This window comes from Providencia sp. PROV268 (genome assembly GCF_028477805.1).
Lineage (GTDB): Bacteria > Pseudomonadota > Gammaproteobacteria > Enterobacterales > Enterobacteriaceae > Providencia > Providencia stuartii.
Genome location: NZ_JAMPLW010000019.1, coordinates 66,065 through 80,688 on the forward strand (window position 1 = coordinate 66,065; position 14,624 = coordinate 80,688).

The following is a 14,624-nucleotide window of genomic DNA, read 5'->3' on the forward strand; positions in this document are numbered from 1 at the left end:
AGGTGAAAAGCACGCGATGGGGGTTAGCTGAGGATATTAATTAACCAAGTATGATAAGGGATACCAACTAAATCAATTAAAACAGCACCACTTAGCGGAACGATCATGAACGCTTTCATTGAGACATGTTTATAGCGTTCGCACACAGAGGACATATTTGCCATTGCATTAGGTGTCGCTCCTAATCCATGCCCCATTAATCCAGCACACATAACAGCGGCATCGTAATCTTTGCCTAAAAGTTTAAAGATCACGAATACAACCAATAGAACGAGGACAACCACTTGGGCGAATAGAATAATAAAGAGTGGTAAGGCAACGTCTTTGAGCTCCCAAATTTTTAGCGACATCATTGCCATGGTTAAGAATAGGCCGAGAGAGACCTCAGAAATTAAATCAACAGATTTTTGGTTGATTTTAAATAGGTTAACTTGGTCATTAATATTACGAATAATAATCGCAATAATCATAGCACCGACATAGCTAGGCAAAGAGAAGCCCGTTGCTTTGGTAAATTGTGCAGATGCGAATTGACCAATTACCATGATCCCGAGTACCAAAGCGAGCATTTTCAAAAAGGCATGGGCGTCAATGGACTCAATCTTACCTGCAATGGTTTCTGTTACTTTTGGGCTTTGCACTGACTCATCTGCTTGGATGGTCACCTTATATTTTTTAATCAGGAAAGAGGCAATGGGGCCGCCTAGTAGGCTACCGGTGATTAAACCAAAAGTTGCCGCTGCAATCGCCGCAACCGTCGCGGACTGCACACCTAAGCCTTCTGCCATTTGACCAAATGCAGCAGCACCGCCATGGCCTCCTGTTAATGAAACACCACCTGCCATAACGCCAATGACTGGGTCAATGCCTAATAAATGCGCCAGTCCGGCACCAAACGTATCTTGGAAGATCACTGTAAACCAGCAAATAAACAGATAAATAAACAGGAGCTTACCGCCGTTTTTGAGAATGCGAAAGCTGCCATCAATACCAATCGTGGTAAAGAAGGCAACCATTAAGAAGGTTTGCAAACTCGTGTCAAATTGGATTTCAGCTAAATTAAAGGATTTTAGCCCCCAAATAATCAGGCTTACTAAGAAGCCACCAATTACTGGGGATGGGATACAAAAACGTTGTAGCCATTCGATACGTTTTTTTAAATGGATGCCCATAAGCAGGCACAATACAGTAAGCAGGAGTGTAGATAATGTGTCTAGTTGTAATGTCATATAATTTTCCCGGTGTGCCCGCTTTCGCAATTTGTCGTCTTTAGCGGCTAACCGCACCCTTATTGATACTTTAAAGGTTGCTTGTACGCTGCCTAGCGACAGTTTTGAAATCCCAAAGCCTATTTCTACTTAGCTGATTAACTAAAGAAGAACATGCTAGAGATCTATCATTGCCGCTTTATTTTTTGTCAGTACTTTTTCAAATACTGTTATTGTTATATCGCTACAAATTGAGTCGACGGGCGATTTATCAGTCGCGTTATTGTGTTTATTAGAATAAAAATTGGTAAATCAAATAAGCTGCTAATTTTGAAGTATGATTATCGATATCGAATTCTGGGTTGCACTCTGCAATATCAAAGAGTGCAATTTTGTTGCTGGCTTTAATCATCGAAAACAGTTCATCAAAGATCTCAGTAGTGATCCCTTTCGCTGCGGGAGCGCTGACTCCAGGCGCAATTGCGGCAGAAAAGACATCCAGATCAACGGTTACATATAAATAATCGACGTTATTAATAAACTGTTGAAGCCGCTCTATGGCCTTAGGTAATTGACTGTGATTTAGTTCTTTATCACGAATATATTGGCAACCTAATTTATCCGCCGTATCAAATAACACTTTCGTATTACCATGATCAGCAATACCTAAACAGAGATAATTAAATGGGCGATGATGCTGCTGGCATAAGTGTGCCGATTGTAAAAAAGGTGTGCCGGAAGTGGCTTCAGGTGCCGTTCGTAAATCAAAATGCGCATCAAAATTAATGATACCTATTGTTTTTGTAGGCTGGGTTTGAGCGATGAAGTCAAACAGTCCTTGAAAGCTGGCAAAAGCCACTTCATGACCGCCACCTAAAACAATGGGGGTCTGATTTGATGATAAAATATTGATAAGTTCATCCGAAAGACGACGTTGCGCTGCTTCTAAATCGCCATCGTCACAGCGAACAGTGCCGGCATCACGGATGGACAAGGGGTGATGTATCGGAAGGCCAGCTAACTGCTGACGGATTGCATCAGGTCCTGCTTTGGCACCGAGCCGTCCTTTATTGCGCCTAACGCCTTCGTCAGATGCAAAACCAATTAAAGCAAACTGTGCAGGGGTATTTTTATTCATGACTTGATGGATACGTAGGTGCTCCTCAGTATCACCATCAGTACGGCCTTGCCAGATAAAAGGTGCTGCCATAATTACTCCATATTAATTAGTTTAGTCATGTTATGAGCTGCTTTGCAGGTCTCAGAGATAAACTCGTCAACTCGATGGGTTGAACGAAATTCAGGTGCCATCACAGAGACGACGGCAATCACATCGTTTCCTTTAAAAATAGGGGCTGAAACGCCTAAGACTCCTTCATCTATTTCACTGCATGAAACGCCATATCCTTGCAGGCGGATTTGCATCAGTGCATTTTTTAATTGCGTTATACTTTCAGGGGAGGGTAACTGTTCTTTATGAGTTTCAAATACTAATGATTGGTAGTCTTCATCTCGAAAGGCGAGCAAGGTTTTCGCGCTAGCGCCTTTAATTAGAGTATTACCACGGCCAATGACAAAAGAGCAGCGTAAGGCTTGTGAACTCTCAATCATGTCAACACAGATAGTTTCACATAGGTTTGATGTAATAATAGCGACCGTTTCTTGGGTCTTTTTACTCAGAGCTTGGAGTTCTAGTTGGGATGAATTCATGAGTAAACTGTGGTGATAGTATTTTTCTTGAGTTTTGATACTCTGCGCACCAACAGTGTAAGTGCCATATTGTTTTGCATGGGTCACAAATTCCCAATTTATGAGAATGGCTAATAATCGATAAACAGTAGAAACTGGAATATTTAATGCGTTAGAAATCACTTGCGGAGTTACCGGAGCCGCGCTTGCAGTGATGTAAGATAAAATATTCAATGTCCTGTTAATACTGTTCATGGTATCCCCTTTTTTTCGAACTTAGCAGTAAAAATTTTGATGCTCAAATAATATTCTCATAATGTGAGAATTATTTTGTAGAAAAAGTGTAAAATTTGCATTCTTAAATTGTCACATAATGAAAGATTGATTGATTAATATACGATTTAGAGTGGTTGAATAACGTGAAAAAAAGCTATCGCAAAGGTGGTTTTACCTTTAAGCAGTTTTTTGTTGGTCATGACCGTTGCGCTATGAAAGTCGGAACCGATGGAGTATTACTTGGCGCATGGGCACCTGTTCAGCAGGCTAAAAAGGCGTTAGATATAGGGAGCGGCAGTGGACTCATTGCGCTAATGCTCGCACAACGCAATCAGCAAATGACCGTTGATGCTGTTGAACTAGATAAAGCAGCGGCTCAACAGGCACAGGAGAATTTCGCTGAGTCAAAGTGGGGAGAGAGGCTACAGGTTTTTGAGCAAGATATAACGCAGTTTAGTGTATCAAGGCAAAAAGCGTATGATTTGATTGTCAGTAATCCACCTTATTTTGAGCCATCAGTATCATGCAGTAGTGAACAACGAGAGCAAGCTCGCTATACCGCGACGTTAACCCATCAGGCATTATTAGATAGTGCGATGGATTGTTTAACCACAGATGGCCTATTTTGCCTTGTATTACCCTATGATGTCGGTGAAAAAGTTGAGCTTATGGCGCATCGTAATGGCTGGTTTACTGCTTATCGCGTTAATATTCGAGATAAAGCAACGACGCCATTTCACCGTATGTTGTTGGGATTAAAGCGGGAATTAGTTGAGCCAGAAATTTCAACGTTAGTGTTAAAAGAAGCAGACAATAACATCTATACTGAAGACTTTCAGCGGCTTATTCGGGATTTTTATTTGAAATATTAATAGCCAACCCTCAGGTTGGCTAGGTATGAGATTACGGTTTGAGTACGGTGGGGCCTGAATGCTCCAGCAGATCAGGGTAGTCTAACGTATAGTGTAGCCCGCGGCTCTCTTTACGCTCTAAAGCGCAGCGAACCATCAGTTCAGCCACTTGGACGAGGTTTCTCAGTTCAAGTAAGTTATTAGAAATACGGAAATTGGCATAATAGTCGTGAATTTCTTGCTGTAACAAATGGATGCGTCGCAAGGCGCGTTCTAAACGCTTAGTGGTTCGTACGATCCCCATATAATCCCACATAAATAGGCGTAGCTCATGCCAGTTATGTTGAATCACAACTTGCTCATCTGAGTTGTGTACACGGCTATCATCCCATTCAGGGAGAACGGGAATATCCTCGATCTGCGTGATCGCATGGCAAATATGCTGTGAGGCGGACCATCCGTAAACGAGGCACTCTAACAGCGAGTTAGATGCCATGCGGTTGGCTCCGTGTAACCCTGTATAACTGACTTCACCAATGGCATAAAGGTTGGGGATATCGGTCATACCGTTTTGATCGACGCTGACACCGCCACATGTGTAATGGGCTGCGGGTACAATGGGGATCGGCTCTTTCGTCAGATCCAAACCAAGTGTTATCAGTTTTTCATAGATGGTAGGAAAGTGGCTTTGAATAAAATCAGCGGGTTTATGGCTAATATCAAGGTACATGCAATCAGCACCTAAGCGTTTCATTTCATGATCGATCGCTCTCGCAACAATGTCTCTCGGCGCTAATTCACAGCGTGGATCATAGTCGGGCATGAAACGGCTTCCATCAGGGCGTTTCAAATAGGCTCCTTCACCACGTAAGGCTTCCGTTAATAGAAAATTGCGAGCTTGCGGATGAAAGAGGCAGGTTGGATGAAATTGATTGAATTCTAAGTTAGCGACACTACATCCAATACGCCATGCCATCGCAATGCCATCCCCAGAAGAGATGTCGGGATTTGTTGTGTATTGATAGACTTTTGCGGCGCCGCCTGTAGCCAAAACAACGATTTTTGCTCGGATCGTTTCAACGTGCTCTTTTTGCCGATTCCAAACATAGGCACCGACAATACGGCTTTCGCCTGCTAATCCGATCTTATCGGAGCGAATGAGATCAACCGCATTATAGCGCTCTTTAACATGGATATTCGGATGCGCAAAAGCGAGGTTGACGAGAGTCGTTTCAACCTCTTTGCCAGTTGCATCTGCATGATGAAGGATCCTGCGATGGCTGTGTCCACCTTCGCGAGTGAGGTGATATTGGGTTTCACCTGTTTCAGTCACTTCCGTGTCAAATAGTACGCCTTGATCAATTAACCACTGAACGCACTCTTTGGCATTCGAGGCGATAAATTCGACGGCCTCTCTTTCACAAATACCTGCGCCTGCAATTAAAGTATCTTCTACATGGGATTCAATGCTGTCGGTATTATCGAAAACGGCTGCAATTCCACCTTGTGCGTAATAAGAAGCCCCTTCATTGAGTGTGCTTTTACTTAGGAGAGTAACTTTATGAAAAGGAGCAAGTCGTAAAGCGGCGGAAAGCCCAGCGACACCGCTGCCAATAATCAGAATATCAGTGTAATGCTGTGTGGGATCGTTCATAAGTGTTTGCATGTTGTATATACTCGTCGTTTCTACCCATAAGGGGCAGCATAAAACCCGTTATACAGACGGTTGCGCCCTAAGAAGTGGCAGGCCTAGCCGTTTACGGCAGAGAGCAGTCACAGTATAGTATCTATTGGAAGTTTCATGTTAGCCTATCAGGCTTGGCAATGCTATTTGTGAAATAGCGTTCAGCCTTGTATATCTACTAGGGGGTTGAGTCAGGTTTGGTACTTAGGGTAAATAAAGCGGTGTGATACGTAGAATAATGTATAAATTAGCGATAAATTAATTAGGATCACTTAGATCCTCTATCGGTAGTCACACGGTTTTTTGTCAATTTTTTACTATTTTTATGTATTAAATTGAACTTCACTTGTTTTTACTACTCAAAGTAACGCTTGCTTTAGGAAGGGAGACATGATCAAGTTAACAAATTTACAGCCTGAGCGCGGGAGATTTTCCCAGTAATGAGCGAGCAACTAACGGACCAGATGTTGGTCGAAAAAGTCCAAAAGGGCGATCAAAAAGCGTTCAACTTACTGGTTGTAAAATACCAGCACAAAGTTGCAAGCTTGGTTTCCCGTTATGTACCACAAGCGGATGTACCTGACGTTGCTCAGGAGTCTTTTATCAAAGCTTATCGTGCGATAGGGTCGTTTCGCGGTGATAGTGCTTTTTATACTTGGCTATATCGTATTGCGGTAAACACGGCTAAAAATTATTTAGTCGCTCAAGATAGGCGCCCACCCGCGTCAGATCTTGAAGCAAGCGATGCAGAAAACTACGAAACTGCAAGCGCTTTGAAAGAAATATCGAACCCAGAGAACTTAATGTTGTCTGATGAATTGAAGAAAGTAGTTTTTCGAACCATTGAGTCGTTACCTGAAGATTTAAAAATGGCAATAACACTCAGAGAACTTGATGGTTTAAGCTATGAAGAGATCGCCGAGATCATGGATTGTCCTGTAGGCACCGTGCGTTCGCGTATCTTTAGAGCAAGAGAAGCTATTGATAATAAAGTACAGCCACTGATCCAGCAGCACTAATATGTTTGTGTTTATTGAATTGTTTTTTGGAACACAAGATAACGTGCAAAAAATAGCGAAATCAGGGCATTAAACTGTAATTGTGATGCAATTAACTGAAGGTATTCGGGCATGCAAAGAGAGAAACTTTCCGCAATGATGGATGGCGAAGTTCTAGATGTAGAACTGTTAAATGCCATTTCATGTGATTCAACGTTACAAAAACGTTGGGAGAGCTATCATCTTATTCGTGATACTCTGCGTAATGACACACCTGATGTCATCAATTTTGACATAGCGGGTAAAGTCGCCGCAGCATTAGAGAATGAAGTTGTGCGTATTAATCCTCAGGTAGTTGTTGAGTCACAGCCTGAACCTGCAACATGGGGCGCGATGCCGTTCTGGCAAAAAATTCGTCCATGGGCAAGTCAAATCACCCAAATTGGTGTTGCAGCATGTGTATCCCTTGCTGTTATCGTTGGGGTGCAGCAGTATAATCAAAGTAATTCAACGGAATCGGTGATTGATGAACCTGTGTTTAACACCGTTCCCGTTGGAGCAGGCGCACCTGTGAGTTTAAATTTCTCTGATGGTCAACTTTTTGGTAACGAGCAACAAATGCAACAAGTTGAGCAACAAAATCAGCGTGTAAATGCAATGCTACAGCAATATGAAATTGAAAGACGTTCAATGCTTAATCAGCAATATCATGATAATGATGATATTACTACAGCACCCGCTGGAGCTAAAGCGCGCTAATGAATAAGTGGTTATCCGTCATCTGCCTGGCGGGCAGCCTGATTTTATCTAATCAAGCTTCGGCATCTCAACAAGATGCCGAAGCTCTCTTTAAAGAGATGGGGAGCGCTGCCCAAAATCTTTCCTACGAAATGTCTTTTATGTCCTTTAGTCCCAGAAGCATCGTGCCTGTCCGTTATCGACATGGGATCATTAATAATGTTCCTGTCTCTCAAATGATCCAAATGGATTCTACGCGGCGTGAAATAGTGCAAAAAGGGGAAAGGATCAGTTATTTTGAACCCGGTTTTGATGCCTTCAGCTTAAATGGGAAGCATATTGTCGATAATTTGCCTTCGGTATTATTTGCTGATTATGACAAAATCAAACCGTACTATAATTTTATCGATGCGGGGCGAACCCATATCGGTGATAAGCCTTCACTCGTCATTCGCATTATTTCTAAAGATAACTCTCGTTTTAATTATGTTCTTCTGATTGATGAAGAAAATAAGTTGCCATTACGGGTCGATCTCTTAGATAACAATAACCAAACGTTAGAACAGTTTCGCGTCATTTCAACAGTGCTAGACAGCAAAACGGTGAATGACTCTCTGGTGAATTTAAGTAAGATTAATTTACCACCGCTGCTAGTCTCCCCTCAGGATAATCGTCCGTCATTTAAATGGCGTGTTGGACTTTTACCTCCTGGGTTTGAAGAAGTCTCTCGTTCAAAACGTAAACTTGCCGAAAATGATGAGGTAGAGAGCGCATTATTTAGTGATGGCTTATTCACTTTTTCGGTTAATGTCACTAAAGCTGAGCAAGGCTTGCCTTTAGAACAACCAGTCCAAAATGGCCGCCGCACAATTTATACAATGACTCAGAAACAAAATGTGATTACCATAATAGGTGAACTGCCGTTATCAACGGCACAGCAAGTCGCTGCAAGCATTCGTTTTCAGGAGTAGATGATGATAAAAGAGTGGGCAACAGTTATTCGTTGGCACCAAGGAAGGGCGTTATTGCGTTATGGGGCTTCTTCTGGGTGTGGTAGCTGTAGCGCGCGCGCGGCATGTGGTTCATACGCATTGAGTAAAATAGGGCCAAATACCGAACATCAGCTCGAAGTTGACATTGAGCAACCTTTAGTTGTTGGGCAAAAAGTGGAGGTTGGAATTCCTGAAGGGAGTTTGCTGCGCTCTGCTATGCTCGTTTATTTAACCCCGTTGATTGGCCTATTTCTGGTTGCAGCGTTAGTACAATTAGCGGGGTTTGAACAAGTCTGGGTTGCTCTTTCTGGTGTCGCTGGTGGCTTTTTAGGCTTCTTTTTAGCGCGTAAAATCGCCTCTTATTGGCGGGATGAGACTGCATTTCAACCAGTTATCTTACAAATAGGCTTACCCCCCAACGAACTGTCAGTTCAAGTTGATTGCTGAGTGAAACCGCCTTGCTTGATAGGCGGTTTGGCGAGTTCAGCGCTCCTATCTAGCAAAAACCCGCATAGTTTACAGTTGTTTTACATTGAACCTTTGTGTTACAGAGATCTTCTATGTAAAATGCAGCTAATTAGTAATCTTGTGATAATCATAGCATTTTAGTTCTGCGATACCTATTTATGCAGAGCTGATTTTGTAGGCAATTTAAAAGAAGATATTACCTTGAAAATCAATAACATAAGAAACTTTTCTATCATTGCTCACATCGACCATGGTAAATCCACGTTGTCTGACCGTATTATTCAGATTTGTGGTGGTTTAACGGACAGAGAAATGGCGGCTCAGGTTCTAGACTCTATGGATTTAGAACGTGAACGCGGAATTACAATCAAAGCGCAAAGTGTGACGCTGGATTATAAGGCCTCCGATGGTGAGACCTATCAATTGAACTTTATCGATACCCCAGGCCACGTTGACTTCTCTTATGAAGTATCACGCTCATTAGCTGCCTGTGAAGGTGCGCTGCTCGTTGTTGATGCTGGGCAAGGGGTTGAAGCTCAAACGCTAGCTAACTGCTATACAGCGATTGAAATGGATCTTGAAGTTGTTCCTGTGTTGAACAAAATCGACTTACCAGCGGCTGATCCTGAACGCGTTGCAGAAGAAATTGAAGATATTGTGGGCATTGATGCGCATGATGCGGTACGTTGCTCGGCAAAAACGGGGATTGGCGTTCAAGATGTTATTGAGCGTTTAGTGCAATCTATCCCTGCGCCAGAAGGTGACGCAGAGGCACCTTTACAGGCGCTTATTATCGACTCATGGTTTGATAATTATTTAGGTGTTGTATCACTTATCCGTATTAAAAACGGTACGTTACGCAAAGGCGATAAAATTAAGGTGATGAGCACGGGCCAAGTGTACAACGCGGATCGTCTTGGTATTTTCACACCAAAACAAATTGATCGCGACTCTCTCAGTTGCGGTGAAGTTGGTTGGTTAGTGTGTGCGATTAAAGATATCACAGGGGCACCTGTCGGGGATACTTTAACGGGCGCTCGTAATCCTGCTGATAAAGCATTACCTGGGTTTAAAAAAGTTAAACCTCAAGTTTATGCAGGTTTATTCCCAGTCAGTTCAGACGATTATGAAGCATTCCGTGATGCACTAGGCAAGTTGAGCTTGAATGATGCGTCACTCTTTTATGAGCCTGAAACCTCTAGTGCTCTTGGCTTCGGATTCCGTTGCGGGTTCCTTGGCCTGCTGCATATGGAGATCATTCAAGAGCGCTTAGAGCGTGAATACAATTTAGATCTGATCACCACGGCTCCGACCGTTGTGTATGAAGTTGTGCAAACGAACGGTGAAATCGTTTATGTCGATAGCCCCGCTAAGTTGCCACCATTGAATAATATCGAAGAGTTGCGTGAGCCAATTGCTGAATGTCACATGCTGATGCCTAAAGAGTATCTTGGCAACGTTATTACACTTTGTGTGGAAAAACGCGGCGTTCAGACAAATATGGTCTATCATGGTAATCAAGTTTCATTAACGTATGATATTCCAATGTCAGAAGTGGTATTGGATTTCTTTGATCGCTTGAAATCAACATCTCGTGGTTATGCTTCTTTGGATTATGCATTTAAGCGTTTCCAAACGTCAGACATGGTTCGTGTTGATGTTATGATCAACGGCGAGCGTGTGGATGCCTTGGCATTGATCACTCACCGAGCTAACTCACAGTATCGTGGTCGTGAATTGGTTGAAAAAATGAAGGATTTAATCCCTCGTCAACAGTTTGATATCGCGATCCAAGCTGCAATTGGTAACCATATTATTGCTCGCTCTACCGTTAAACAATTGCGTAAAAACGTACTGGCTAAATGTTATGGTGGTGATGTTAGCCGTAAGAAGAAACTGTTGCAGAAGCAGAAGGAAGGTAAGAAGCGCATGAAGCAAGTGGGTAATGTTGAATTACCTCAAGAAGCTTTCCTCGCTATTTTGCATGTTGGTAAAGACAACTAAAATTACAAGGAGTCTCAATGGCTAACACCTTTGCCTTGATCCTAACACTGGCGACAGTGATTACGGGGATTATTTGGTGTTTAGATCGCTTTAAATTTTCGCCTGAGCGGAAGAAAAAGCTCAAACATATACAGGAAGTGAGTCAAGGCTCATTAACTCAAGATGAGATGGATAAAGCTGTACGCCGTCCATCGTGGGTTGAAACAGGCTCCTCGATTTTCCCAGTATTAGCGATTGTATTGGTGGTTCGTTCATTTATTTATGAACCCTTTCAAATTCCATCTGGGTCAATGATGCCAACGTTGTTGGTTGGGGATTTTATGCTGGTTGAGAAGTTTGCTTATGGTCTAAAAGATCCCATTACGCAAACGACGTTAATTAAAACGGGAAAACCTGCGCGTGGTGATATTGCCGTATTTAAATATCCAGAAAATCCAACAATTGATTATGTAAAACGGGTTATTGGCTTACCGGGGGATAAAATTGTTTATGATCCAAACGCTAAAGAGCTGACAATTTATCCGAATTGCGCAGATAATAACTGTACGAAACAACTTCCAATAAAATATGGTCCGTTAGCGCCGAGTGAGTGGACCATGTTTTTCAATGTGGAGTCTTTGGTCGATAGCCAAAAAGGTAACTATGAAATTCCTCTTGACGAACCATTGCCAAGAAATGCATTACGTCAATATCAAAGAAGTGAAACTCTTGATACCGTCGAGCACCAGATTCTGATTATTCGTCAGGCCATTACGGAATCTCGTTACATACAGCCTAATATGCCGCCAAATGAGTGGATTGTACCTGAGAAACACTACTTCATGATGGGGGATAACCGAGATAACAGCTCAGACAGCCGTATGTGGGGCTTTGTTCCGGAACAAAATTTGGTTGGTCGCGCTGTATTTATCTGGCTAAGTCTTGAGAAACAAGAAGGTGAATGGCCGACAGGTATTCGCTTTAGCCGAATTGGGCCACTAGGTTCATAAGGTAGATTTATACGGGTTTTCGTGTGAAAACCCGTATAAACCGAAGCATTATTGTTTATCTCAGTGTACAATATAATTTAAATTAATATTTATTGGCTTCTTAATTAACTCTTATCATTTTATTCATTAATAGTGTTATGCTGAATTTTAAGCTTAGTTCTATTATATAAATGAAAGATAAAAGCGTTAAGAGTCAGTGCAAACGCAACAGTTTTGTTTTTTACAGGTCTGTTGCGTGTGCTTTTTTGTCAATCAGAGAAATGGCTGAACGCGCATGAACCCCTCTTTACTTGAGCAATTGCAACGAAAACTTGGTTATAAGTTTAATCAACACGATCTTTTAATTCAGGCGCTTACGCATCGCAGTGCAAACAGTAAGCATAACGAGCGCCTAGAGTTCCTTGGCGATTCTATTTTAAGTTTTGTGATCGCAAATGATTTATATCATCGCTTCCCGAAAGTGGATGAAGGAGATATGAGTCGCATGAGAGCAACGCTAGTGCGCGGAAATACACTGGCGGAAATTGCTCGTGAATTTGAGCTTGGCGAGTGTTTACGTTTAGGGCCAGGCGAACTAAAAAGTGGCGGTTTCCGCCGTGAATCTATCCTCGCTGATACAGTGGAAGCATTGATCGGGGGGATCTTTCTCGATAGTGATATCCAAACAATAGAAAAAATTATTTTAGATTGGTATCAAACTAGGTTGAATGAAATCAGCCCGGGTGACAAGCAAAAGGACCCGAAAACGAGACTACAAGAATATCTACAGGGGCGTCATTTGCCTTTGCCTAACTATATCGTTGTCCAAGTTAAAGGTGAGGCTCATGATCAGGAATTTACTATCCACTGCCAAGTCAGTGGTATTGAACAACCTATTAACGGGGTTGGTTCAAGTCGACGTAAAGCTGAGCAGGCCGCTGCGGAGCAAGCATTGAAAATTTTGGAGATTGAATGAGTGAAAAATTACCCCACTGTGGCTTTGTAGCTATTGTTGGGCGACCAAATGTCGGTAAGTCAACGCTATTAAACCAGCTATTGGGGCAAAAAGTTTCAATTACGTCGAGAAAGCCTCAAACGACGCGCCACCGTATTATGGGGATCCATACTGAAGATGAATATCAAATCATCTATGTGGATACGCCAGGCCTGCATATTGAAGAAAAACGAGCAATCAATCGTTTGATGAACCGTGCAGCTTCAAGTTCAATAGGGGATGTTGAGCTAGTTATTTTTGTCGTAGAAGGCACGAATTGGACTGACGACGATGAAATGGTACTCAACAAATTAAAAGGTCTTCGCTGCCCTGTGATTTTAGCAATTAACAAAATTGATAATGTCACGGATAAAACAGTGCTGTTACCGCATATTGGCTTTGTCAGCCAAAAAATGAACTTTTTGGACGTTGTGCCAATTAGTGCTGAAAAAGGTAAAGGCGTTGATACGATTGCAAAAATTGTTAAGCAGCACATTCCTGAAGCTGAGCATCACTTCCCTGAAGATTATATTACCGACCGCTCTCAGCGATTTATGGCATCAGAAATCATTCGTGAAAAATTGATGCGTTTCTTAGGTGATGAACTTCCTTATTCTGTGACTGTTGAAATTGAGCAGTTCAAAATGATGGAAAGGGGAGGATACCATATCAATGGCTTGATCCTTGTTGAACGTGAAGGCCAAAAGAAAATGGTGATTGGTAATAAAGGTAGTAAGCTTAAAACAATCGGTACGGAAGCCCGCATCGATATGGAAAAGCTGTTTGATACCAAAGTACACCTTGAACTGTGGGTTAAAGTGAAAGCTGGCTGGGCGGATGATGAACGTGCATTACGCAGCTTAGGCTATGTTGATGACCTAAAATAAATTTATTGGTGAAATTGTGAGTGGCTGGCAACGTGCGTTTGTACTCCATTCTAGACCCTTTAGTGAAACGAGCTTATTAGTCGATTTCTTCACTGAAGGGGAAGGCAAAATCCGCTTATTAGCAAAAGGGGCTCGCCGAAACCGTTCACCTTTTAGGGGCTGCTTGCAGCCCTTTACACCTTTGTTAATCCGCTGGGGTGGCAAAGGTGAGATTAAAACATTAACCCATGCAGATCCTATTTCACTCTCATTACCACTAACGGGAACCGTACTTTATAGTGGGTTATATCTCAATGAATTAGTGACGAGAGTCATTGAATTTGGTACTCCGTATTCAGCATTATTCTTTGATTACCTTTCTTGCTTACAATTACTTGCTGCTAGTGAACACACACCTGAAGCTGCGTTACGCCAATTTGAGCTAGCCTTGTTATCCTACCTTGGTTACGGTGTTGATTTTCTTCATTGCGCAGGTAGTGGCGAGCCTGTTTCAGACACAATGACTTACCGTTATCGAGAAGAAAAAGGTTTTATTGGTAGTTTAGTCATCGACCAACTTAGTTTTACTGGTAAACACCTTAAAGCCTTGGCAGCACGCGAATTCCCCGACAGTGACACACTGAGAGCGGCTAAACGCTTTACTCGTATAGCCTTGAAACCCTATTTAGGTGGAAAACCGCTAAAGAGCCGCGAACTATTCCGACAATTTACTAAGCCCCCTGTTGGTAATACACCAAAATCATGAGCTAAGTGTGACCGACAATGGTCAGTATGCCAAATCAAAATCTGCACCACGCCGATATTTTACGAGCCGCTTCCCAAAATCTAATAAGTTTGCTGAAAAAGTCGTCAAAATATGGAAAGGCG

General features: G+C 42.4%; 14 protein-coding genes. 10 read left to right on the top strand and 4 right to left on the bottom strand.

The genetic code is table 11. The annotated features are described in order from the left end of the window. Nucleotides 1–23 precede the first annotated feature (23 nt). The 3 genes from gltS to PR699_RS14600 all read right to left on the bottom strand — a co-directional run bounded on the left by gltS (nt 24) and on the right by PR699_RS14600 (nt 3,152). A complete protein-coding gene (gltS, locus tag PR699_RS14590) occupies nt 24–1,229 on the bottom strand; it encodes a sodium/glutamate symporter (protein ID WP_014656340.1) in 1,206 nt (401 codons plus the stop codon). A gap of 271 nt (nt 1,230–1,500) precedes the next feature. Further along, the gene (gene hutG, locus PR699_RS14595) at nt 1,501–2,418 is read right to left on the bottom strand and encodes a formimidoylglutamase (protein ID WP_014656339.1); all 918 of its coding nucleotides are present in this window, start codon (nt 2,416–2,418) and stop codon (nt 1,501–1,503) included. Between the two features lie 2 nt (nt 2,419–2,420). Then, entirely contained in the window at nt 2,421–3,152 is a 732-nt protein-coding gene (locus PR699_RS14600) for an IclR family transcriptional regulator (RefSeq protein WP_014656338.1), read from the bottom strand. 164 nt (nt 3,153–3,316) lie between these two features. Between PR699_RS14600 and PR699_RS14605 the strand changes: the two genes are divergently transcribed. Continuing rightward, nucleotides 3,317–4,045, top strand: a complete 729-nt coding sequence (locus PR699_RS14605) for a tRNA1(Val) (adenine(37)-N6)-methyltransferase (protein ID WP_014656337.1) — start codon at nt 3,317–3,319, stop codon at nt 4,043–4,045. Between the two features lie 31 nt (nt 4,046–4,076). Here the strand turns inward: PR699_RS14605 and nadB are convergent, their stop codons facing one another. After that, nucleotides 4,077–5,678: an L-aspartate oxidase gene (gene nadB / locus PR699_RS14610; RefSeq protein ID WP_014656336.1), complete on the bottom strand. Its 1,602-nt coding sequence runs from the start codon at nt 5,676–5,678 to the stop codon at nt 4,077–4,079. Between the two features lie 470 nt (nt 5,679–6,148). Here nadB and rpoE point away from each other — a divergent pair, with 470 nt between their 5' ends. The 9 genes from rpoE (at nt 6,149) to recO (ending at nt 14,502) form a co-directional block, all read left to right on the top strand. Next, nucleotides 6,149–6,727 (top strand): RNA polymerase sigma factor RpoE, encoded by a 579-nt coding sequence (rpoE, locus tag PR699_RS14615; RefSeq protein WP_004921494.1) that lies wholly within the window; start codon nt 6,149–6,151, stop codon nt 6,725–6,727. A 111-nt stretch (nt 6,728–6,838) separates the two neighbouring features. After that, complete coding sequence (gene rseA / locus PR699_RS14620) at nt 6,839–7,465, top strand: anti-sigma-E factor RseA (protein WP_014656335.1); 627 nt, start codon at nt 6,839–6,841, stop codon at nt 7,463–7,465. Further along, nucleotides 7,465–8,415 carry a sigma-E factor regulatory protein RseB gene (gene rseB, locus PR699_RS14625; RefSeq protein ID WP_004921489.1) on the top strand — a complete coding sequence of 317 codons (951 nt, stop codon included), beginning with the start codon at nt 7,465–7,467 and terminating at the stop codon, nt 8,413–8,415. Before rseA ends, rseB begins: the two co-directional genes overlap by 1 nt. Nucleotides 8,416–8,418: 3 nt before the next feature. After that, the gene (gene rseC, locus PR699_RS14630) at nt 8,419–8,883 is read left to right on the top strand and encodes a SoxR-reducing system protein RseC (protein WP_014656334.1); all 465 of its coding nucleotides are present in this window, start codon (nt 8,419–8,421) and stop codon (nt 8,881–8,883) included. Between the two features lie 228 nt (nt 8,884–9,111). Beyond that, nucleotides 9,112–10,908 (top strand): translation elongation factor 4, encoded by a 1,797-nt coding sequence (gene lepA, locus PR699_RS14635; RefSeq protein ID WP_036943946.1) that lies wholly within the window; start codon nt 9,112–9,114, stop codon nt 10,906–10,908. Nucleotides 10,909–10,925: 17 nt separating this feature from the next. After that, nucleotides 10,926–11,897 carry a signal peptidase I gene (gene lepB, locus PR699_RS14640; protein ID WP_004921482.1) on the top strand — a complete coding sequence of 324 codons (972 nt, stop codon included), beginning with the start codon at nt 10,926–10,928 and terminating at the stop codon, nt 11,895–11,897. A 274-nt stretch (nt 11,898–12,171) separates the two neighbouring features. Then, on the top strand, nt 12,172–12,852 hold the full coding sequence (gene rnc / locus PR699_RS14645; RefSeq protein ID WP_004921478.1) for a ribonuclease III: 681 nt from the start codon (nt 12,172–12,174) through the stop codon (nt 12,850–12,852). Beyond that, nucleotides 12,849–13,757 (top strand): GTPase Era, encoded by a 909-nt coding sequence (era, locus tag PR699_RS14650; protein ID WP_004921475.1) that lies wholly within the window; start codon nt 12,849–12,851, stop codon nt 13,755–13,757. The genes rnc and era overlap by 4 nt, the downstream gene beginning before the upstream one ends. Before the next feature lie 16 nt (nt 13,758–13,773). Then, the gene (recO, locus tag PR699_RS14655; protein ID WP_004921473.1) at nt 13,774–14,502 is read left to right on the top strand and encodes a DNA repair protein RecO; all 729 of its coding nucleotides are present in this window, start codon (nt 13,774–13,776) and stop codon (nt 14,500–14,502) included. Nucleotides 14,503–14,624 lie beyond the last annotated feature (122 nt).